A 21832-nucleotide genomic window follows, 5' to 3' on the forward strand; every position below is an offset into this window, starting at 1 on the left:
GCAGCGACACCTCAACGCCCCCGTAGGAACAGCTTGTCCAGTTCAGACATGGTCACCAGGGTCCATGTCGGCCGGCCGTGATTGCACTGGCCGCTCCGCTCGGTCGCCTCCATATCCCTGAGTAGCGAGTTCATTTCAGGAATGGTCAGCTGCCGATTGGCGCGCACGGACCCATGGCACGCCATGGTTCCCAGCAATTCGTGGGTCACCGCTTCAACCCGGTCACTCTGTCCGTGCTCAATCAGATCGGCCAGTACGTCACGCACCAATTGCTCGGTATCGGCACCACGCAAGAGCGCGGGCACCTGCCGCACCGCCAGGGTCTCCGGGCCAATGCGTTCAATCTGCAAGCCGAGTTTTTGCAGTTCTTCACCATGACTCTCGGTGAGAGCTGCCTCTTTCTGGCTGACAGCCAGGGATAGCGGCACCAGCAACGGCTGGCTTTTCAGATCCTGCTCGACGAGCGCACGTTTCATCCGCTCGTAGGTAATGCGTTCATGGGCCGCGTGCATGTCCACCACGATCAGACCCGCGCGACCCTGGGCAAGAATGTAGATCCCATGCAGCTGGGCAATGGCATAACCCAGCGGCGGCTCCTGATCACTATCAACGGGAGGCGTGGGCATTGGCGTAGCAACGCCATCGCCGGAGGGCATGGGCTGTTGCCCCTCGCTACCGCCGCCGGCATTCAGGGATTGGTAGAACGCCATCTGATCACTGGCGCGCCATTCCTGTTGCGGCTGGGACTGACCACCAAAGCCGGCACCGGAGCCACCCGGATGGCCGTAATTTGGCATCGCTGGCTGGCCGTTCCAGGAAGCCTCCGCCGGAACGCCTGCTGCAGGAGCCGGTTCATGGGCCTGGGCCGACGCTTCGCGACCGAAGGATTGGGCCACCGCACCGCGAAAATGATCGTCCGGCCGAACATCGGCCAGCGCCTTGTGCAGAGTTCTGAAAATGAAATCGTGGACCAGGCGACCGTCACGGAATCGGACTTCGTGCTTGGTCGGATGGACGTTCACGTCTACGGTGGCGGGATCCACTTCGAGATAGAGCACAAACGCCGGATGCCGGTTGTTATAGAGTACGTCCCGATAAGCCTGGCGTACGGCGTGGGCTACCAGACGGTCACGGATCACGCGACCGTTAACGAAAAAATACTGCAAGTCGGCCTGGCTGCGTGAAAACGTGGGAAGGGCTACCCAACCCCAGAGCCGCAACCCGGTGGCTTCAGCATCGATAACCACCGCGTTATCTATGAATTGCTGGCCACACAGGGCGCCAATGCGCCGCTCCCGGTCGAGAGGCGATTCGGCCGGCCTCAGACTCTGAACAACACGCTGATTGTGGCGCAGGGTAAAACCGGCATCAAACCGGCTCAAGGCCTGCCGGCGCACGCACTCTTCGACATGATTGAATTCGGTTTTTTCGGTGCGCAGGAATTTACGCCGGGCCGGGGTGTTAAAGAACAGATCCCGCACTTCCACGGTCGTTCCGACCGGATGAGCGGCAGGCGAAATCCGGGCGTCCATTTCACGGCCTTCGACTTCCACCCGGGAAGCCGCTTCCTGCGACTCGGTTCTTGAAGTCAGAGTGAGCCGGGAGACAGAGCTGATACTGGCCAGCGCTTCCCCCCGAAAACCGAGGGAGGCCACGGCCTCAAGGTCGTCAAGGCTGGCGATCTTGCTGGTGGCGTGACGACTCAGCGCCAGAGGCAGATCGTCTTCCTCAATACCACTGCCGTCATCCCTGACGCGAATCAGCTTGACGCCGCCCTGCTCGACTTCAACATCGACCCGGTTGGCACCGGCATCCAGGGCGTTTTCAACCAGTTCTTTGACGACAGACGCGGGGCGCTCCACCACCTCACCCGCGGCAATCTGGTTCGCGAGCCGTGGTGACAGCAATCGAATGGGGGGCATGTTACGGAAAAACCTCTTGATCAGGACGCGGGAATACGAATGGTTTGTCCTACCATAACACGGTCGTCCCGAAGGTCGTTAAACTGCATCAGCTCACTGACGGTGGTCTGGTTCTTCCGGGCTACGCCGGAAAGCGTATCGCCGCGCTGTATGCGGTAGTGACTGATACTGTTCCCGCCCTGGCGATTCTGTTTTTGCCAGGCCAGAAGCGTCCCGGGAGGTGGAGTCTTCTGGAAGTAGTCATCAATGCCTTTCATGATGGCGCCGGCCAGCTTGTTGCGGTACCACTCGGTGGCCAGATTTTTCTCTTCCTGGGGATTCGAAATGAATCCAGCCTCCACGAGAATGGAGGGGATGTCCGGCGACTTCAGAACCGCAAAAGCGGCCTGCTCGACGCCGGGCTTGTGCAACTTCGCCACGCTACCAAGCTTGCCGAGAACCGAACTGCCAACCCCAAGGCTGGCATTGATACTGGCTGTCATTGAGAGGTCCAGCAAAACACCGGCAAGCATGTCGTCCCGGCCATCCAGAGACAATCCGCCGGCACCACCGATCAGATCAGACCGGTTCTCACTGTTGGCCAGCCATCGGGCCGTCTCACTGGTGGCACCTCGCTGGGAAAGGGCGAACACCGAGGCCCCTTTGGGCTGTGGTGTCCGGAAAGCGTCGGCGTGTACCGATACGAACAGGTCGGCATTGTATTTCCTGGCCAGAATCGTTCGATTGCGAAGGCCAATATAATAGTCACCGGTCCTGGTCAATTTGGCGGTATATCCCGGCCGATCATTGATCAGGTTGGCCAGGGTTTTCGCCATTTTCAGAACCACATCCTTTTCACGGGTTCCCCGGGGACCAATGGCACCAGGGTCCTCGCCGCCATGCCCGGCATCGATGACCACAATAACGTCCCGCTTCCCGGATGAATCCTGGGTAACGGTGGGCGTTGTGGCCTTCTCCAGACGGCTGCCACTTTCGTCAATCAGATCGACCACCAGCCGGTGGCCATACTGCTGGTTCGGCTCAAGCTGAAAGCTCCGTGGCTTGATGTCGGCCTTGAGATCCAGGACCACGCGTAAATCTGTACCGTTCCTTGGTGCGCTCCGGATCCGTTTGATCGGGCTGCCGGAAAGATCCAGACCGGAGAAATCGGTCTTCAGGTTCGCATTTTTCAAATCGATAACCAGCCGCGCCGGACTGCTCAGGGAGAAAATGTTGTGCTCTACCTGCCCGCCGGTATCCAGAACCAGCCGGGTATGATCTGGCGCGGGCCAGATACGCGCACTCTCGACCTGCGTTGCAGCCGAACCGTGAAACGCCAATGTCGCGAATAGTATCGCAATCGGCCAGATCAGTTGTTTACTCAGCTTTGCACAATTCATAAAGCTTACCTGCCAGTCTATTGCCGGTCTCGGTCTCGCTAATGCGCCGGACCAATCAACTCCAGTTCATTCAGCAATTGGGCGCCCAGTTCTGAGCGGGCCCTGATCACCACGGAACGTCCTTCGCCTTGAGTCTCGAGATGAATTTCCAGATCCGGCTCGGGCAATATACCTGCCCCTCGCTCAGGCCACTCAATCAGGCACAGGTTGTCACCGGAGAAATAATCCCGGATGCCCATATATTCCAGCTCTTCAGCATCGCCCAGGCGATACAGGTCGAAATGGTAAGTCGGTGGATTCAGGTTTTCATAGGGTTCCACCAGTGTGTAAGTCGGGCTCTTGACAGCCCCTTCGTGCCCCAGCCCACGCATGACACCACGACTGATGGTGGTTTTCCCCATACCGAGCTCACCATCCAGATAGATCACCAGGCCGTGGCCAGATTCTGCGACGGTTCTCGCCAGTTCCCTACCGAGATGTTCGGTCTCCGCCTCGTCTTCCAGAAAAACCCGACGCTCATTACCCATAATGCTCATGACTGTTCCGCCCCCGGAGTCTTTTCAGACTCCCGAAAAACCAATGGCAGCGCGTCGATAACATCGGTCGGTATCAACCCGATGAACCCACTGTCTTCTGAAGCTCTGTCAGCAGCAGCGAGGTGCACCACTGCCCCGAGCACGGCGGCTTTTTGCCCATCACCAATCTGTCCCAGAACCGCGCCGATAATACCCGAGAGCACATCCCCCATACCGCCGGTGGCCATGCCGGGATTGCTGCCGCTGATAACATCAAGAGCGCCGCCTTCAGAGGCGACAATGGTGCCCGCGCCTTTCAGCAGAACGGTTCCGCCATAAAGTGCCTGCAGTTTTCGGGCGGCGGCCATCCTGTCCGCCTCTACCTCCGGCACCAGACAATTCAGCAGCCTGGCCGCCTCACCCGGATGAGGTGTCAAAACGTGATTATCTGCCGGTACGGCAACCCGACCGGACAACAGGTTCAGGGCATCCGCATCCAGCACCCTTGGTTTGCCACTGGCAATCACCTGCTCCAGCATCTGCTGCCCCCAGGCACTTCGCCCGATACCAGGACCGCACACTACAACCGAGGCGGCGTCCAGCAGCGACGGTAATTCAGAGCCATGGATCAGGCCATGAACCATGACAGACGGACATCTGGCCAGGGCGGCCGTCACGTGCTCAGGGCGTGTTGCCAGCGAGACAAGTCCTGCCCCGGAGCGCGCTGCGGCCTCTGCCGCCAGCAGGCCGGCACCGCCATAGCCCCGATCGCCGGCTACCACCAGTACATGCCCGAACCGCCCCTTATGGGCGTTGGCAGGCCGGGGCGGCAACCAGGACATGACGGAATCCCAGTCACGACGGCACGCCACGGGTTTTTGACCACTACCGGCGACACCATCTTCTGTATCCAGGGATTCGAAAACCACTTCCCCGCAAACCGCTGGGCCTTGCCCTGTAAAGAGGCCGGCTTTGAGCCCGATAAAGGTCACCGTCATGGCCGCATTGACCACATCCCCTTCGGCTGCTCCGGTGGTGGCGTTCAACCCGGACGGCAGATCCACCGCCAGGACTGGAGCAGGCGCACTGTTACACCGGCCTATCAGAGTGGCAAACGGCTCCCGGGGTGCGCCGGACACGCCGGTACCGAGCATGGCGTCTACAATCAGCCCGGCACCAGCAAACAGATCATCCAGTGATGATTCGCTGAGAGCCTCCAGCTCGAGGACTTCAACACCGTCCGCCAGGGCCTTTTGACAGGCCTTACGGGCGTCACCGGACAGTTTTTCGGTTGGCGCGACGGCGATACAGCTCACCTCCAGGCCGTGCCTCCTCGCACTGGCTGCAACCAGGTAGCCGTCACCGCCATTATTACCCGCACCGCAAAGTACCAGAACCGAGCCACAGTTACGCCAATGCCGCACCAGACAACGAAAGGCTGCATGGGCAGCAGACTGCATCAGCTCAAAACCATCAACACCTTGTTGATCAATCACATAGCGATCAATCTGCCTTACCGCATCGGCGGAAAACAGTGCGTCTGGTAAACTGTGCCCAGCGGACGGCGGCATGAACCTTTGCTCCCGTTACAGAAACCGGTTTAAGAAAATTGGCCAGATACCTGTAAAGCATAGCAAAACAGTGGAAAAGGTCATAACTTAATCAGATTAAATATCCGTACCCGGGTTCGCGAACGAACTCCAGCACCGGCAGTGACTATGAGCCCCACATCATCAAGCACCACAACACACCCGGAACTCGCTGACCTGCCAGCACTTATCCGCCAGTGGGCGGCCGAGCTCGGGTTCGCCGATGTGGGCATTACCACCGCAGATACCGGCGAGCACGCGAACCATTTGCAGAACTGGCTGGCTGCGGGTTATCAGGGCGAAATGGACTATATGGCCCACCATGGTGACAAGCGTTACACGCCCACTTCCCTGGTGCCGGGCACCACTCGGGTGATTTCTGTGAGAATGGACTACCTGCCCTCACCGGACAGCCCGAAAGAAGCGCTTACTAACCGCGAGGGAGCCTATGTTACGCGCTACGCTCTTGGGCGGGATTACCACAAGCTGATTCGAAAACGGCTTGCACAGTTGGCAGCCAGGATTGATGAAGGCGTCCGCGGATACGACTATCGGGCGTTCGTGGACAGTGCGCCGGTGCTGGAGCGCGCCCTGGCGCAGAGGGCGGGTCTGGGCTGGATCGGCAAGAACAACATGCTGATCCACCCGAAGGCCGGCTCGTTCTTCTTCCTGGGGGAAATCTTTACCAGCGCGCCCCTGCCCACAGATGAGCCCTTTGAAACCGATCATTGCGGCACTTGTTCTGCCTGCCTCGAGCTCTGCCCGACAGACGCGTTTGTTGGCCCCCACAAGCTTGATGCCCGACGTTGTATCAGCTACCTGACCATTGAGCTCAAGGGGAGCATTCCTGAAGAGCTGCGGTCACTAATGGGCAACCGTGTCTTCGGCTGCGACGACTGCCAGTTGGTGTGCCCCTGGCAGAAGTTCAGCAAGCCCACCGGGGAGAAGGATTTTCAGCCCCGGCACGGGCTGGACAACAGTTCCCTGGCAGAACTCTTTCTCTGGACGGAGGAGCAGTTCCTGAAACGTACCGAGGGATCCGCGATTCGGCGAACGGGCTATGAGGGCTGGCTTCGCAATCTGGCGGTCGGGCTGGGCAACGCGCCCTCAACCATTCCGGTGATCGAAGCCCTGAAACAGCGGGCAGACCACCCTTCAGAGATGGTCCGCGAGCATGTCCAGTGGGCCTTGAGGCGGCACGGCCTATAGTTTGAAGAACTGTTCCCGATAATGGCGCAGTTCGTTGATGGAGTCGCGGATGTCGTCGAGGGCAAGATGGCTGCCCTTCTTTTTGACGCCGGCCAGGACATCCGGGCGCCAGCGACGGGCAAGTTCTTTCACCGTAGATACGTCGAGATTCCGGTAGTGGAAGAAGTCTTCCAGTTCGGGCATGTATTTGACGAGGAACCGGCGATCCTGGCCGATACTGTTGCCGCACAGGGGTGACTGGCCCTTTTCTACGTGCTTTTTCAGGAATTCGATGGTTTGCTGTTCGGCTTCGGATTCGGAGATGTCGCTTTCCTGAACGCGTTTGGTGAGTCCGCTTTCACCATGGGTTCGGGTGCACCATTCGTCCATGGCATCCAGAAAGGATTGTGGCTGATGGACGGCGATAACCGGTCCTTCCGCGACTATATTAAGTTCTGAATCGGTGATAATTGTGGCCATTTCGATGATCCGTTCTTTTTCGGGATCCAGGCCTGTCATTTCCAGATCGATCCATACGAGGCGATTATTGCTCTCTGCCATTGTTTTCCTAGCCTTCTAGATTCGAGTTCACGGCCGTGGGGATGTCATTCCGGGAAACGCTACAAGCACATCCATGTGCGCTTGGCGTCGGCCATCCATGGCCGCCGACATTCCCGGAATGACATCCCCACGCCCGCGTGCAAATTGGGAGATATACAAAATAGGCGCCGCTTCCGGCAAATACTATCGGGATTGCGTCGGTTTGATTTGTCTTTGTATTGTGGACGATTAACGTATGATGTAACACCTCACGCACACCAAATTTGGCACCAGCTAACTACATGGCAAAACGGCGACTGAACAAACAGCAGCAATTCCGCATCAAGAAAGTCCAGGAAGAGCGGGCGGCCCGGGCGGCGCGCAAGGAGAAGAAAGTTCAGGAGCAGGCTGATGCCGGGGAGCTTGGTCCGGAGCAGGAAGGGCTGGTTATTGCCCACTATGGCCAGCAGCTGGATGTCGAAGCCCTTGAGGGTGATCAGGTCGGTGACGTGGTGCGGTGCTTTGTTCGGGCCAACATTGATAGCCTGGTGACCGGTGACAAGGTTGTCTGGCGGCCGGGCAAGAATGAAACCGGGGTTATTGTCGCCCGGAGTGAGCGTCGCAATCTGCTGCAGCGGCCGGATAATTTTGGCGCCCTGAAGCCGGTAGCCGCCAATATTGATCATATTATTCTTGTGATCGCGCCGGAGCCGGAGCCTCACGATAACCTGATTGATCGGTATCTGGTGGCGTCCGAGATCACGGACATTCCGGCGGTGATTCTGTTGAACAAGACGGATCTGATCAACGAGAGGAATCAGGAAAGTATCGATGCGCTTCTGGGCCGCTATGCGAGCCTGGGTTATGAGGTGGTGCGGACGTCTGCTGCCGAGTCGGGGGATAAACCCTCGCCGGAGGTTGAGGCGTTGGTGAAGGATCAGACCAGTGTGTTCGTAGGTCAGTCCGGGGTGGGCAAGTCATCCATTATCCAGACTCTGATGCCGGATGAAGCCATTCGCGTTGGAGCTGTGTCAGAGAGCACCGGCAAGGGAATTCATACCACAACCACGGCCAAACTGTTCCACCTTCCGCTCGGTGGCGAGCTGATCGATTCTCCAGGCATCCGGGAGTTCGGGCTCTGGCATATGACGCCGCAGGAAATCGAGTATGGGTTCCGGGAAATCCGGGAGGTGATTGGCACCTGCAAATTCCGCAATTGCCGGCACATGGGTGACCCCGGCTGTGCCATCGACAAGGCCGCTGATGAGGGGAAAATCAGCCCGGAGCGGCTGAAAAGTTTCCACCGGATTCTGCAGGACATGACAGAGCAACAGGCCCGGGGGCTTAAACTGGACTGAGGTCCCCGGCTTTACCAGTTCAGCTCGCCCGGCGCAGGCTCCTCCTTCTCCTGCAGCCATTCACCGCTTTCCAGGCGCTCACGGGCCGCCTCCCGCTCTTCCTCAGTCGGCTGGGTCAGATCGATCAGGGGCTCATCCGATTGGCCGGCGCTGCTCTGGATGTTATCGACGGTTTTCTTGTTCAGGACGATGATGGAGATGCGGCGGTTCACCGGCGCATTCGGGTCTTCCTTATCGAACAGCACGGAATCGCTCAGCCCCACAACGCGGGCAATCTGCTGCTGACGGACGCCGCCGGCAACCAGGGCTCTTCGGGCAGTATTTGCCCTGTCTGCTGACAATTCCCAGTTGGTATAGCCGGGCCGGCCGCCGAAGGGTGTTGAGTCGGTGTGCCCGGTAATGCTGAGCTTGTTATTTACGGAGCCCAGGGTCTTCGCCAGTTCAAACAGAATATCCTGGGAGTAGTACTTGAGCTCGGCCCGGCCGCTGTCGAACATGGGGCGGCCTGAACGATCGACGATCTGGATGCGCAGGCCTTCGTCGGTGATATCGATCAGCAACTGATCCTTGAACTCCTGCAGGGTCTGATTCTGCTCGATGCGATCCTTCAGCTCCTGAAACAATTCTTCCATCCGCCGCTGCTCCAGGGTTTCAGAAAGCTCATCTACCACCTGGTCTTCGATCTGGATCTGACTGGACTCGATGTCCGGACTTGCCTCGTTGACCACCGAAGCACTGCCCTCCAGATCAACCGGGTTCGGGGATCCACCCTCGGTAAAACCGACCGGGTCCTTGAAATAGCCTTCAACCGCTCTCTTCTGCTCTGGCGATGCCGTCGCGGTTAGCCAGAGCACCAGGAAGAACGCCATCATGGCGGTGGCAAAATCGGCAAACGCGACTTTCCAGGAACCACCGTGATGGCCCCCGACAATCTTCTTCTTGCGTTTGATGATGATCGGCTGTTCTTCCACGAATCGGCTCCGGGGTCAGGTTCTGGCGGTATTACTTGGAGCGAACGTGATCGTTCAGTTCCTGGAATCCGGGGCGTTTATCAGTCGGCAATGCTTTCCGGCCGAACTCGATGGCCATCTGGGGTGCCTGCCCGGAAACGGTCGCGACAATTGACGATTTGACGCACTCGTAAGCCTTCAGCTCGTACTTTGCGGCATGCTCCATAGCAATGGATGTGGGGCCCACAAAGCCGTAGCCCATAAAAATACCCAGAAACGTACCCACCAGGGCAGCGGCCACGCTGAGACCGATCTTTTCGGGCCCTTCGGTAAGGAAGTTCATGGTAATCACAATACCAAGCACCGCGGCAACGATGCCGAGACCGGGCAGCGCATCGGCAATCTTGTTGACCGCGTGGGCAGGCTCTTCAAGCTCGTGCTGACGACTGTCGATCTCGTTCTCCATCATGCCTTCCAGCTCATGGGTTGCCATATTGCCAGAGCTGATGATGCGCAGATAATCGGTGATAAAGGCCAGCAATTCCTTCGATTTCATGATGGCCGGATAGCGACTGAAAATCTGGCTGGACTCGGGATTGTCGATATCTTCCTCGATCGCCATCACACCCTGTTTACGGGACTTGTCGAAAATCTCGTACATCAGGCTGAGAAGATCCATGTAGAAGGATTTGTTATAGGGTGAGCCGGTAAGCAGCTGAAGCCCTCTACCGAAAACCTCTTTGAGCGTGTGCATGGGATTGGCAATAATGAACGACCCCAAAGCCGCCCCGAAAATGATCAGCACTTCGGTTGGCTGCCAGAGCACCATCAAATTGCCGCCATGGAGAACATAGCCAGTCAGTACGCTGGCCAGAACAATAATCCCGCCGATGATCAGTAACATGGTAACTAAACACGCCTTATATTCTTGGTTATCGGCCGGAGCCGGAAGCTGTCACGTAAAAGGTGACCTGATAATAGCAAGGCCTCGCCCGAACCGCGAAGTCGTGAAACAATTTCTATACAGGTGGCAGTCTTTGGTAAACTTCGCGCCTTTGAGCGCAAAGGATCACATTTAATGTTCGACAAGCTTTTTGTTCTGAGCCAGTACATCACGCCGCAACTGGGGGTTTCCAACCTGGCCGGCCGTCTGGCCGACAATAACCGATCCCCTGCGCTCAAGAACCGGGTCATCAAATGGTTTATCGGCCGCTACGGCGTAGACATGAGCGAAGCCGCCGAACCGGATCCGGAAGCCTACTCCACCTTCAATGCGTTCTTTACCCGGGCTTTGAAACCGGGCATCCGCCCCTTGGCGGACGGCGAAAAAACGCTCGTCAGCCCTGTCGACGGTGCCATCAGCCAGCTGGGGCAGGTGACCGGAGACCGGGTTTTCCAGGCCAAGGGCCAGTCTTTCAGCCTGAGTGAGTTGCTGGGCGGCGACGAAGCGACTACGGCCCCGTTTGCCAATGGCGAGTTTTCGACTATCTATCTCTCGCCGAAAGACTATCACCGCATCCATATGCCGATGGCGGGTACGCTGAGACAGATGATCCATGTTCCCGGCAAACTGTTCTCGGTGAACCCGGTGACTGCCGAGAATGTCCCGAATCTGTTCGCCCGCAATGAGCGGGTTGTCTGCATCTTCGACACCGATTCCGGTCCCATGGCCCTGGTGCTGGTTGGCGCCATGATTGTCGGCAGCGTGGAAACCAGCTGGGCAGGTGTCGTTGTGCCCGGCAGTAAGCAGGTTACCTCAACCCGATATGAAGGCGAGCAGGCCATCAGATTCGCCAAGGGCGAGGAGATGGGCCGATTCCGCCTTGGCTCCACGGTTATTATGGTTATGCCCGAAGGAGCCGTCACCTGGAACAGCGACCAGGTGGCAGGAAAAACCGTTCGCATGGGCGAGGCATTCGGCGCCCTCGCTTGATCACGCCCGTTCGAACGGAAACGCCAAAACCTCACTGATATCCTGAGCCCCGAGCTTGAGCATCAGCAGTCGGTCCAGCCCGAGCGCCACGCCGGAGCACTCGGGCAATCCTTGCTCAAGCCCGGCGAGAAACGCCTCATCCAGCGCCATTTCACGCTTACCGGAGCGCAAGCGCTGCTGATTATCGGCCTCCAATCTCAGCCTCTGCTCTTTTGGATCGGTCAATTCCCAGTAGCCGTTACACAGCTCCAGGCCGTCAATATAAAGCTCGAAGCGGTGCGCCGTTTCATAACCATGTGACCGTGAGACCCTGGCCAGCGACGCCTGCGACGCAGGATAGCCGGTTATGAACATGGGCTTATCCCGGCCAAGATGCGGCTCGACCGCAAAGCTCATGAGCAGATCGAGGCAGCCATCGCGGCCAAGATCCGCCAGCTGCTCAGGCTCCAGCCATTGCTCACAGCGCCGCATCAGTTCGCGATCGGTTGCGACAAATGGATCGATATCTGCCCAGTGCTTCAATGCGTCCCGATACTGAATAACGACGGGCCGCTGACACCCCAGCCAGCCGCAGACAAGATCCGACACCTCTTCCATAAGAGCCAGGTCATCAAATCCCGTCCGATACCATTCCAGCATGGAAAATTCAGGGTTGTGACGACGCCCCTGCTCGCCATCGCGGAATACCCTCGAGACCTGATAGATCGATCCACAGCCGGCCGCAAGCAGGCGCTTCATGTGGTATTCGGGAGACGTCTGGAGCCAGCCCCCGGTCCGGGAACCGGCAGTGACCTGCGCATGAATGCCGTCTAGATTGACGTCGGTAACGCCGCACCGGCCCAGTACCGGCGTTTCCACTTCCAGGACCCCTCTTTGCGCAAAAAAGCCGCGCACAAACTCCAGTTGCTGTGCACGGCTTTTCAGGGCAGCCTGCGAGGCAGAGGGCTGCCAGACAGGTTCGCGGGTCATGACCGGATCAACTGCTCTTCACCCGGCTCACGTATTCGCCGGAGCGGGTATCAACCTTGAGGACTTCACCGATGGTAATAAACAGCGGTACGTTGACCACAGCACCGGTTGAGAGAGTCGCGGGCTTGGAGCCACCCTGGGCGGTGTCGCCCTTCATGCCCGGGTCGGTATCAACCACTTCGAGTTCGACAAAGTTGGGGGGCGTTACCGAGAGCGGAGAGCCGTTGTAGAGCGTTACGGTGTAGACGTCCTGCTCTTTCAGCCACTTCAGTGCATCGCCAACCGCCTTGGCATCCGCCGGGTACTGCTCGAAGGAGCCATCAGTGAGCATGAAGTGCCAGAACTCACCGTCGGTATAGAGGTATTCCATGTCCTGATCAATGACATCTGCGGCTTCCAGACTTTCGCCGGACTTGAAAGTGCGCTCCCAGACCCGGTTGGTCATGAGGTTACGCAGCTTTACGCGGTTGAAGGCCTGCCCCTTACCGGGTTTGACAAACTCGTTCTCGAGAATGATGCAGGGGTCGCCATCCAGCAAAACCTTAAGACCGCCGCGAAATTCATTGGTAGAATATGAAGCCATGAAATGTCCACCTGACAAAAAGCTGTTTAGAATTCGAAGGGCGTTATGATACAGCGAACCCCCGCCCGTATAGAAGCCCACCTTTGCGACCATGAACATCGCAGCTGGCAGCAATTGCTGTCGGACTCCGTGACATCACCGGAAGAGCTACTCCGTCGCCTGGAGTTACCCGAGGAGCCGTGGCTGTCGGCGGCACGACAAGGTCACCGCCTGTTTTCGGTTCGCGTGCCCGAACCGTTTCTTGCACGCATGGAAAAGGGCAACCCGGCCGACCCCCTGCTCAGGCAGGTGCTTCCCCTTGCGGAAGAAACCGCGCACGCGCCCGGCTTTATCAGTGACCCGTTGGAAGAGTCGGGCGCCATTGCCACCACCGGGCTCATCCGCAAATACCGCAGCCGCGCTCTGCTTATGGTGACCGGGCAGTGCGCGATAAACTGCCGGTACTGCTTTCGCAGACACTTTCCCTATGATGAACAACGTCTCAGCCCGGACGACAGGCAACGGGTGATTGACACCCTGGGCGCCAGCCCGGAAATCAATGAAGTTATTTTCAGCGGCGGCGACCCCTTGGCTGTCAATGACCGACTTCTGGCTCAATGGGCAACGGCAATCAGTGGCATACCCCACATTCGCCGCCTGCGCCTGCATACACGCCTGCCAGTCGTTATTCCACAAAGAGTCTGCGACGAGCTCTTGAAATGGCTTTCAACGACGCCACTGCAGGTTATTATCGTGTTGCACATCAATCATCCGGCGGAATTAGATACCGCCACGCGCCGCGCCCTGGGGTACCTGCGCGCAGCAGGCGCAACGCTGCTCAACCAGAGCGTTATCCTGAGGGGCGTGAATGATCGTGCGTCGGTGCTTGAAGAATTGAGCGAGGCTCTGTTTGAAGCAGGCGTCCTGCCCTACTACCTGCACGCATTTGACCCGGTAGAAGGCGCCCACCACTACGATGTGCCGGACGAAGAGGCGCGAAATCTGATGCGTGAACTGCTGTCGCGCTTGCCGGGGTTCCTCGTGCCGAAGCTGGTGAGAGAGGAGCCAGGCAAGGAAAGCAAGACCCCGATCAACCTGTTCCCGTGACCGGTTTCGCAAAAAACGGCCCAAATTCACTTGTCAAAGATTGTCAACTCATGATCTTCTCGCTTTTTACGACTGGTTTGCTACTTTAAAGTCCAGTAACGTTGAAGATAAAAACATGTATTTACGGCGTTTTCCTGACAGGCCGGCGGACATTCAGTAGCCCCCGGCCGGGCAGGGCCAACCCCGGAATACCACCTGTGGTCCAGACATTGGCATGCATTCATGGAAGGTAAGACCCTGAAACCTGATCTCCGCGTTCCCGAACAGAAAACGGCCAGCCTGTCGTTCTGTGACACGACGCCCAAGGCGTTCCGGGTCTGGATCGACCAGCTACCTATGGCCAATATCGGTGAGGTATCACGGCAGCTCTACCATGCCATTATCGAGTTGAATCACCTCTTCCTGGCACCCCAGCAGCGCATGCAGTTCCTGGAACTTATCCGGGAAAAGATTCATTTCGTCTGCAACGAGCTTTCCCGGCACTACCTCGGTCTGGCCGTGGCACTGCCTGAAAAACAACGGAAAATCGCCAATCTGTCCCAGGCGCTTCAATTGCATCTGGCCGGCGGTTACAAGCTGTGCGTTCTGGAGTTCATCGACAATGGTGGTCTGGACAAGAATCGCCGCCAGATTGCCACCGCCGCGCATCGAGCCATTTCCGAGCTTTCGGCGACCATTCTGAGATCACATCAGCTTTATTGCCCCAGCCCTGCACAGAGCTGGCTTGAGTGTCACCGGTTGTACCGGTTCGCCCATCGTAACAAGCTCTCTGTGGTTCAGGTGGAGGACGACACGCTTCAGCATCGTCGTACCAGTTCGGTCGCCGACGCCTATAAACGAATTCTCCTGCTCGGCTGCGCCCGCCCCAATCAGCTGCGCCAGGCTGAACTCTTGCATGTCTATGAACTTTTCGAATCGTGGACTGACCACACCCGATGTGGGCCGGATATCGGCGACGACAGTCTCTTCGTAATCAACATGGAGCGGGACAATCCACCGTTTTACCGCAGTCTTCTCGAACAGAAGCCCGGCGATGAGAGCTTCGGTTTCGACACCCGGGATCTCTCGGCTATGCTCTCGGAAACGCTGCATGCCCGGCGCGAGCATAAAGAAACCGATCACGAGCTGAGGGTGCCGGCAAAGGTCAGCGACACCCTGCTCACCCATCTCAGCCAGGCCCTGGGCATTCTCGCCAAGCGAAACTTCAATCGAATCGCCAGCCAGGGGTCCCTGGAAGTCTGCGTAGGACTGACAGCTGCCCACTACTTCATCGCCGGCGAGAAAACCTTTACCGAATTCGTGAATGGCAATGACAACGGCCATCATGAGGAAGAGAATCTGTTCGTGCGGTCATCACGCCAGAAACAGGACGCCTGGTCGGGTGCCCACGATGCAGGTCCAAGCGACGAAAGGCTCCATGCTGCCGATACGCCTATCAACTTCAAGGGTTCCTATGGCAACTCGCAGGCGCCATCGACGGACAGGAACCGGCCAAGATCTCACCATTCCCTGTTGATCAATACCAGCCCCGGGGGCTACTGCGTTGCGTGGGAAAGCAATGTTCCCCCCTCATTGCAGGCCGGCGAAGTGCTGGGCGTTCGGGAACAGAGCACCCACCCCTGGAGCGTGGCTGTTGTCCGCTGGATTCGTCAGATCAAGAACCAGGGCACCCAGGTCGGTATTGAACTACTGGCCCCCAGCGCTTCACCCTGTGGCGTGCGCCTTATCCAGAAAGTGGGCAACAGCAGCGAGTATCTGCGTGGCTTGCTTTTACCTGAAATCAGCGTAGTCAACCAGTCTGCCACGCTGATCACGCCTCGCCTGCCATTCCAGTCCGGGAGCCGCATCTCCCTGCTCCATGATGGCCGGGAAGATCAGGGTCAGTTGTCTCGCAAGGTGTCCTCCACTGGCAGCATCAGCCAGTTCGAACTCAAGCTGCAGAACGCGGCAACGCTGAATGCTGGCGCACCGCCTGCATCATCCGGAGCCAGCGAGGACGAATTCGACTCGCTTTGGCCATCTCTGTGAGGTCTCCAAACTGAGACACCGGAAGCCCGCAGAGGGTTGTTATTGATCGGCAACCCCTGCATCATTCAGCGTTAGTGAATGAACCGTGTATCACGAGACGCCCTTCGAATGCAGAAAAAGAACGCGACCGTACACCTGCTGATTCTTGACCCATCGCAAAACGATGCCGAATCCCTGGTCAGCCTGCTCCGCAACTCCGGTAAGGCCACCCGAGCCCACAGAATCACCTCGGAAGAGGACCTGGAAGAGACGCTGAAGGCCGGTAACTGGGATCTCCTTCTCGCCCGCGACCTGGACCAGGAATTCTCGGCCGATGATGCCCTCGCCATGATCCGCCGGATGGACAAAGACATTCCGTTTATCCTCCTGACGGAGGAGGAAAGCCGCGAACGCACGGTCGGAATAATGAAGGCCGGCGCCCAGGACACCGTGTCGTCCGAGCATAGGGACCTGATAGTGCTGAAGGTTAACCGTGAGCTGGCAGCCCTCGACGAACGCAGAAGGCGTCGTGTCCTGGAATCCCACCTCCGGGAGGCGGAACAGCGTTGCCAGTTACTTCTCGAAAGCTCCAAGGATGCGATTGCCTACATTAATGATGGCATGCACATCTATGCCAACCAGTCGTACATGGAGTTCCTCGGGTACGACGATATTGACGATCTTATCTGCGTACCGGTCCTGGACACCCTTACTCCGGAAAGTCAGGAGAAGTACAAGGAGTTCACGAAGTCATTTGCCGAAAAGGGTGAAGACGGCATGACCTTGAACTGCACGGCACGACGCAGTGACGACCACGAACTGAACGTGACCATGTCAGTCTCGGCTGCCACCTATGACGGCGAGGCCTGCACGCAGATTGTGCTGCAGCCAGAGCACAGTGATGCAGAACTTGAAGAAAAACTTCGCCAGATCAGCAGTCAGGACCTTTTGACAGGTCTGTTTAACCGTCAGTACCTGATGGATGCGCTTGCTGAAGCGATTGCCAATGCCGGCAAGAAGAACGAGACCGGTGCACTGGCCTACATCGCCCTGGATAACTTCATGAGTATGAAGGGCCAGGTGGGAATTTCCGGCGCAGACCTGCTGCTGGGCGATCTGGCAAACCTGCTCAAGGAGCAGGCCGGTGACGACCTTGCCCTGGCCCGATTGAGCGACGATGCCTTCAGTCTGCTGTGCCAGCCCTGCGACGAAGGCACCATGAAAGAACACGCCGAGCGCATCCGAAAGGCGGTAGAAGACCATCTGTTCGACATCAATGGTCGCACGGTCCAGTTGACTGTGAGCATCGGTGTTGCGGCAATTACCGAGAATTCTCCGAAAGCTGAAGAACTCATGGCCCGGGCCCATACCGCCTCGGCGGAAGTGCGCAAGCTTGAGGGGCATGCCGAGGGCAACGGTGTGGTGGTCTACAACCCCGCCGACTTCGAAACACTGGATCAGAGCAATTCGGTAGAAGCCATCCAGAAGGCCCTGGAAGAAAACCGCTTCCGACTCCTGTTCCAGCCGATCATCAACCTGCGCGGCGAAGGAGAAGAACATTACGAAGCCTTCGTACGTATGCTCGACAAGGACGACGAGGAAGTCTCACCGTATGACTTCCTGCCGCCAATGGGACCGAGCGACACCGCGATCAAGATCGACCGCTGGGTCATCCTGCAGACCATCAAGCAGCTGTCCAGCCATCGTTCACGGGGTCACGATACGCGCCTGTTCCTCAATGTGACGGCCGAAACCCTTCAGGATAAAACCTTCACTCCCTGGCTGAGCGTTGCCCTGAAAGCCGCACGGCTGCCGGGCGACTCCCTGATCTTCCAGATCCGTGAAGGCGATGCCAACAATTACATGAAGCAGGCGAAAGACTTCACCAAAGCGGTCCACGAGCTTCACTGCAAGGTATCCATCGCCCAGTTCGGCTGCGCCCTCAATCCGTTCAACACCCTGAAGCACATCGATACAGACTACGTGAAAATCGATGGCTCCTTTACCGAAGAAATCCAGAAGAGCGATGAGGCCAAGGAACAGGTCAAGGAAATGGTCAAGAGCCTGCAGTCAAACGGCAAGCTCACCATCATTCCGTTGGTGGAAAATGCCGGCGTTCTCGCCACCCTCTGGCAGGCTGGCGTGAACTATATTCAGGGTTATTACCTGCAGGCGCCGGTTCCCGAAATGAACTACGACTTCGGCGACAACTGAGCCTGAACGGCTCAGAAGTCGGCGTTTTCCAGACTCTGGTTGGTTTCGCTCTCACGGAAACCAATCAGATAGAGGATTGCGTCCAGCCCAAGGGTCGAAATGGCGTGACGAGCAGATTCCTTCACCAGTGGCTTGGCACGGAAGGCCACACCCAGGCCGGCCTGGCTCAGCATGGGAAGGTCATTGGCGCCATCACCTACCGCGATGACCTGCTCCCTTGAGATGTGCTCTTTCTCGGCGATCTCCAGCAGCAACTCCGCTTTACGTTTGCCGTCCACGATCTGCCCAGACACCCGGCCGGTCACCTTGCCGTCCTCAATCTCCAGCTCGTTGGCGTAGATGTAATCGATACCCAGTTTCCGCTGCAGATGGCGGGCGAAGTAGGTGAACCCACCCGACAGTATGGCCGTGCGATAACCTAGCGCCTTCAGGCTGAGAATCAGGTGCTCGGCCCCCTCGGTCATTCGAAGCCGGGAGGCGATGCCTTCGAGCACCGACTCATCCAGCCCTTTCAGAAGCGCGAGACGTTCGGCGAAACTCTGACTGAAATCCAGCTCGCCCTGCATGGCCCGCTCGGTAATCTCCGCCACCTGCTCGCCCACGCCGGCTTCCGTGGCCAGCTCGTCGATCACCTCGGCTTCGATCAGCGTGGAGTCCATGTCAAAGACCACGAGACGACGATTTCGCCGGAAAATGGAATCCTCCTGGAAGGCGATATCCACATTCATTTCGCCGGCAATATGGAGGAAATCCGCTCGCAACTGCTCAAGATCCGATGGCGTGCCCCGCACCGAGAACTCGACACAGGCAATGCGGTTGTCGGAGGCGTTCAGCGAAGGCCTGGCAGACAGCCGCGAGATATTATCGATATTAAGACCATGGCGAGCAGTAATGGCGGAAACCTTGGCAATCTGCTCGGCTTTGATATCACGGGCCAGCAGGGTGACAATGTAACAGGCGCGGTTCCGGGCCGCGGCCCAGGATTGGTATTCCTCCACCGTGATCGGCGCAAACCGTACCTGCAGATCCAGGGCATGGAGCCGGAACAGCAGATCCCGAATCACAGGCGAGGATTTGGATTCATCCGGAATCTCGATCAGGATGCCCCAGGTGAGGTGATCGTGAATGACCGCCTGGCCAATATCCAGGATGCGCACATCGTAGCGCCCCATGATGCCGGTTATTTCCGACGTCAGGCCGGGCTTGTCACGCCCGGAAACATTAATCAGTACCAGTTCACTCACCGTCGGCACCCTCACTGTCAGAGCCTGCCTCTTCCTGCGCCCGGGCAGCGGAAGGAATCACGTCAATGCCATCAACCCGTTGCAGCCCCCTGGGCAGCTTGTGGCCACGACGGCCCCGCTCTCCAAGATAGTGTTCAAGGTCACTGAACTGCAGCCCCATCTTGCGCTTGCCCGCCCGTATCTCCAGCTGGTCGTCCTCGGCAAATACCGCCACTGCCACCACGTACTCTTCACGGTTCTGGACCCGGGCAGAAGGAATGCTGATGATCTTGTTGCCCTTGCCCTTGGCCAGTTCTGGCAGTTCGCTCAGGGGGAACACCAGCATACGGCCCTCGTTGGACACCGCTCCGAGATACAGCGTTTTCTCGGTGGTCGGTATGGTCACCGGAGGCATGATCCTCGCCCCCTTGGGAACACTGACGACCGCCTTGCCATTGCGGTTCTTACTGATCATGTCGTTGAGCGATGTCACAAACCCATAGCCACCATCCGTAACCAACAAGGCCTTGCGGGAAGGATCCCCCATCAACAGACCGGAAAAACTGGCACCAGATGGTGGATTGATCCGCCCGGTCAGCGGCTCGCCCTGGCCTCTGGCAGACGGAAAACTGTGAGCCATCAAGGAATAGGCGCGTCCGGTAGAATCCAGGAAGATCGCCTGCTGGTTATTGCGTCCCCGGGCCGCCAGGGAGAAACGGTCGCCGGCTTTATAGCTCAAGCCTTCCGGCTCAATGTCATGCCCTTTGGCGGCGCGAACCCAGCCTTTTTCAGACAACACGACGGTCACAGGATCGTTCGAAACCAGATCCACTTCGCTGAATGCCCGGGCCTCCTCACGCTCGACAATCGGCGAACGGCGGTCATCGCCAAAGGTTTCGGCATCCGCTTGCAGCTCACTCTTGATCAACTCACGCAGGCGATCTTCAGAACCCAGGATTGACTGGAGCTCATCCCGTTCAGCCGACAGTTCATCCTGTTCGCCCCGAATTTTCATTTCCTCAAGCTTGGCCAGGTGGCGCAGCTTGAGCTCCAGGATGGCTTCAGCCTGATCGGCGGACAACCCGAAACGGGCCATCAGCTCGGCCTTGGGCTTGTCTTCGGTACGGATGATTTCGATCACTTCATCAATGTTGAGATAAGCAATCAGCAAGCCTTCCAGGATATGCAGCCGAGCAAGAACCTTGTCCAGACGGTGCTGGAGCCGGCGGATAACGGTAGTGCGCCGGAAGGTCAGCCACTCCGTAAGGATCTGGTGCAAACCCTTCACGCCCGGCCTGCCGTCGTTACCGATCACATTGATGTTGACCCGGTAGGTTTTCTCAAGATCGGTGCTGGCGAACAGGTGCGCCATCAGGCCATCAAGATCAACGCGGTTGGACCGGGGCACGATCACCAGGCGGGTCGGGTTTTCATGATCGGATTCGTCACGAAGGTCGGCCACCATCGGGAGTTTCTTGGTCTGCATCTGATGGGCGATCTGCTCCAGCACCCGATTGCCAGATACCTGATGCGGGAGGTCCGTAACCACAATCTCACCGCTCTCCCGGATCCATCGGGCGCGCATCCGCAGGGATCCGCGGCCAGTTTCGTACATCTGCCGGATGTCCTTCCGAGGGGTAATGATTTCCGCCTGGGTCGGAAAATCCGGGCCCTTGATGTGTTCACAGAGTTCATCAACTGTCGAGTCCGGCTGGTCCAGCAGGCGTATGCACGCTGCGGTGACTTCGCGCACGTTGTGCGGTGGGATATCCGTGGCCATACCAACAGCAATGCCGGTGGTGCCATTCAAAAGCACATGGGGCAGCCGGGCAGGCAGTACCGAAGGCTCTTCCATAGTGCCATCGAAGTTGGGCACCCAGTCTACGGTGCCCTGCCCGAGCTCGCCCAAAAGCACTTCTGCGAACGGCGCCAGACGGGATTCGGTGTATCGCATGGCCGCGAAGGACTTGGGATCGTCCGGGGAGCCCCAGTTCCCTTGGCCGTCTACAAGAGGGTAGCGGTAGGAAAACGGCTGGGCCATCAGCACCATGGCTTCATAACAGGCGCTGTCACCGTGGGGATGAAATTTACCCAGTACATCGCCCACGGTGCGAGCGGACTTCTTGTACTTCGAGGTGGATTTCAGCCCCAGTTCGGACATGGCATAGACAATTCGCCGCTGAACCGGTTTCAGGCCATCGCCGACATTGGGAAGTGCCCGGTCAAGAATGACGTACATGGAATAATCGAGATAGGCCTTTTCCGTGTAATCCCGGAGCGAAACCCGCTCGAAGCCTTCATCCGTTGTCTGAAACTCTGGCATGGATGCCTCTTTGATTGCCTGTATTGCCTGATTGGAATAATGTCCGTGATCCT

General features: G+C 57.9%; 17 protein-coding genes. 6 read left to right on the forward strand and 11 right to left on the reverse strand.

Going from position 1 to position 21832, the window contains the following annotated elements; translation table 11 throughout:
- Positions 1-11 precede the first annotated feature (11 nt).
- The 4 genes from mutL to ACO06L_RS07220 are packed head-to-tail and all read right to left on the reverse strand — an operon-like array spanning position 12 to position 5387.
- Positions 12-1922, reverse strand: coding sequence for a DNA mismatch repair endonuclease MutL (gene mutL / locus ACO06L_RS07205; protein ID WP_202347009.1), 1911 nt, complete (start codon positions 1920-1922; stop codon positions 12-14).
- A 20-nt stretch (positions 1923-1942) separates the two neighbouring features.
- A complete protein-coding gene (locus ACO06L_RS07210; RefSeq protein ID WP_064228643.1) occupies positions 1943-3301 on the reverse strand; it encodes an N-acetylmuramoyl-L-alanine amidase in 1359 nt (452 codons plus the stop codon).
- 38 nt (positions 3302-3339) lie between these two features.
- The gene (gene tsaE, locus ACO06L_RS07215; RefSeq protein WP_202347010.1) at positions 3340-3837 is read right to left on the reverse strand and encodes a tRNA (adenosine(37)-N6)-threonylcarbamoyltransferase complex ATPase subunit type 1 TsaE; all 498 of its coding nucleotides are present in this window, start codon (positions 3835-3837) and stop codon (positions 3340-3342) included.
- Positions 3834-5387: an NAD(P)H-hydrate dehydratase gene (locus tag ACO06L_RS07220; protein WP_202347011.1), complete on the reverse strand. Its 1554-nt coding sequence runs from the start codon at positions 5385-5387 to the stop codon at positions 3834-3836. The genes tsaE and ACO06L_RS07220 overlap by 4 nt, the downstream gene beginning before the upstream one ends.
- Positions 5388-5534: 147 nt before the next feature.
- On the opposite strand from ACO06L_RS07220, the gene queG reads away from it, so the two are divergent.
- Positions 5535-6614: a tRNA epoxyqueuosine(34) reductase QueG gene (gene queG / locus ACO06L_RS07225; protein WP_202347012.1), complete on the forward strand. Its 1080-nt coding sequence runs from the start codon at positions 5535-5537 to the stop codon at positions 6612-6614.
- On the opposite strand, the gene orn is transcribed toward queG, so the two are convergent.
- Entirely contained in the window at positions 6609-7154 is a 546-nt protein-coding gene (orn, locus tag ACO06L_RS07230) for an oligoribonuclease (protein WP_202347013.1), read from the reverse strand. The two genes, queG and orn, sit on opposite strands and share 6 nt — an antisense overlap.
- Before the next feature lie 281 nt (positions 7155-7435).
- On the opposite strand from orn, the gene rsgA reads away from it, so the two are divergent.
- Positions 7436-8491, forward strand: coding sequence for a small ribosomal subunit biogenesis GTPase RsgA (gene rsgA / locus ACO06L_RS07235; protein ID WP_202347014.1), 1056 nt, complete (start codon positions 7436-7438; stop codon positions 8489-8491).
- Positions 8492-8502: 11 nt separating this feature from the next.
- On the opposite strand, the gene motB is transcribed toward rsgA, so the two are convergent.
- Complete coding sequence (motB, locus tag ACO06L_RS07240; RefSeq protein ID WP_202347015.1) at positions 8503-9462, reverse strand: flagellar motor protein MotB; 960 nt, start codon at positions 9460-9462, stop codon at positions 8503-8505.
- A gap of 31 nt (positions 9463-9493) precedes the next feature.
- A complete protein-coding gene (gene motA / locus ACO06L_RS07245; protein WP_064228636.1) occupies positions 9494-10345 on the reverse strand; it encodes a flagellar motor stator protein MotA in 852 nt (283 codons plus the stop codon).
- 174 nt (positions 10346-10519) lie between these two features.
- Between motA and asd the strand changes: the two genes are divergently transcribed.
- A complete protein-coding gene (asd, locus tag ACO06L_RS07250; protein WP_064228635.1) occupies positions 10520-11374 on the forward strand; it encodes an archaetidylserine decarboxylase in 855 nt (284 codons plus the stop codon).
- Here asd and epmA read toward each other — a convergent pair whose 3' ends face one another.
- Both epmA and efp read right to left on the reverse strand, forming a co-directional pair.
- A complete protein-coding gene (epmA, locus tag ACO06L_RS07255) occupies positions 11375-12343 on the reverse strand; it encodes an EF-P lysine aminoacylase EpmA (RefSeq protein WP_202347676.1) in 969 nt (322 codons plus the stop codon).
- A 7-nt stretch (positions 12344-12350) separates the two neighbouring features.
- Positions 12351-12926, reverse strand: coding sequence for an elongation factor P (gene efp, locus ACO06L_RS07260; protein ID WP_041645387.1), 576 nt, complete (start codon positions 12924-12926; stop codon positions 12351-12353).
- 45 nt (positions 12927-12971) lie between these two features.
- Here efp and epmB point away from each other — a divergent pair, with 45 nt between their 5' ends.
- From epmB to ACO06L_RS07275, 3 genes are all read left to right on the forward strand, one after another.
- Positions 12972-14012, forward strand: coding sequence for an EF-P beta-lysylation protein EpmB (gene epmB / locus ACO06L_RS07265; protein ID WP_202347677.1), 1041 nt, complete (start codon positions 12972-12974; stop codon positions 14010-14012).
- A 222-nt stretch (positions 14013-14234) separates the two neighbouring features.
- Positions 14235-16040, forward strand: a complete 1806-nt coding sequence (locus ACO06L_RS07270) for a GTPase (protein WP_202347678.1) — start codon at positions 14235-14237, stop codon at positions 16038-16040.
- A gap of 108 nt (positions 16041-16148) precedes the next feature.
- The gene (locus ACO06L_RS07275; RefSeq protein ID WP_202347679.1) at positions 16149-18233 is read left to right on the forward strand and encodes an EAL domain-containing response regulator; all 2085 of its coding nucleotides are present in this window, start codon (positions 16149-16151) and stop codon (positions 18231-18233) included.
- Between the two features lie 11 nt (positions 18234-18244).
- Here the strand turns inward: ACO06L_RS07275 and serB are convergent, their stop codons facing one another.
- Together serB and parC are read right to left on the reverse strand one after the other, a co-directional pair.
- A complete protein-coding gene (gene serB, locus ACO06L_RS07280) occupies positions 18245-19477 on the reverse strand; it encodes a phosphoserine phosphatase SerB (protein ID WP_320407644.1) in 1233 nt (410 codons plus the stop codon).
- Complete coding sequence (parC, locus tag ACO06L_RS07285; protein ID WP_202347680.1) at positions 19470-21779, reverse strand: DNA topoisomerase IV subunit A; 2310 nt, start codon at positions 21777-21779, stop codon at positions 19470-19472. The genes serB and parC overlap by 8 nt, the downstream gene beginning before the upstream one ends.
- Positions 21780-21832 lie beyond the last annotated feature (53 nt).

The sequence above is a fragment of the Marinobacter sp. genome (assembly GCF_965229985.1).
Classification (GTDB): Bacteria; Pseudomonadota; Gammaproteobacteria; order Pseudomonadales; family Oleiphilaceae; genus Marinobacter.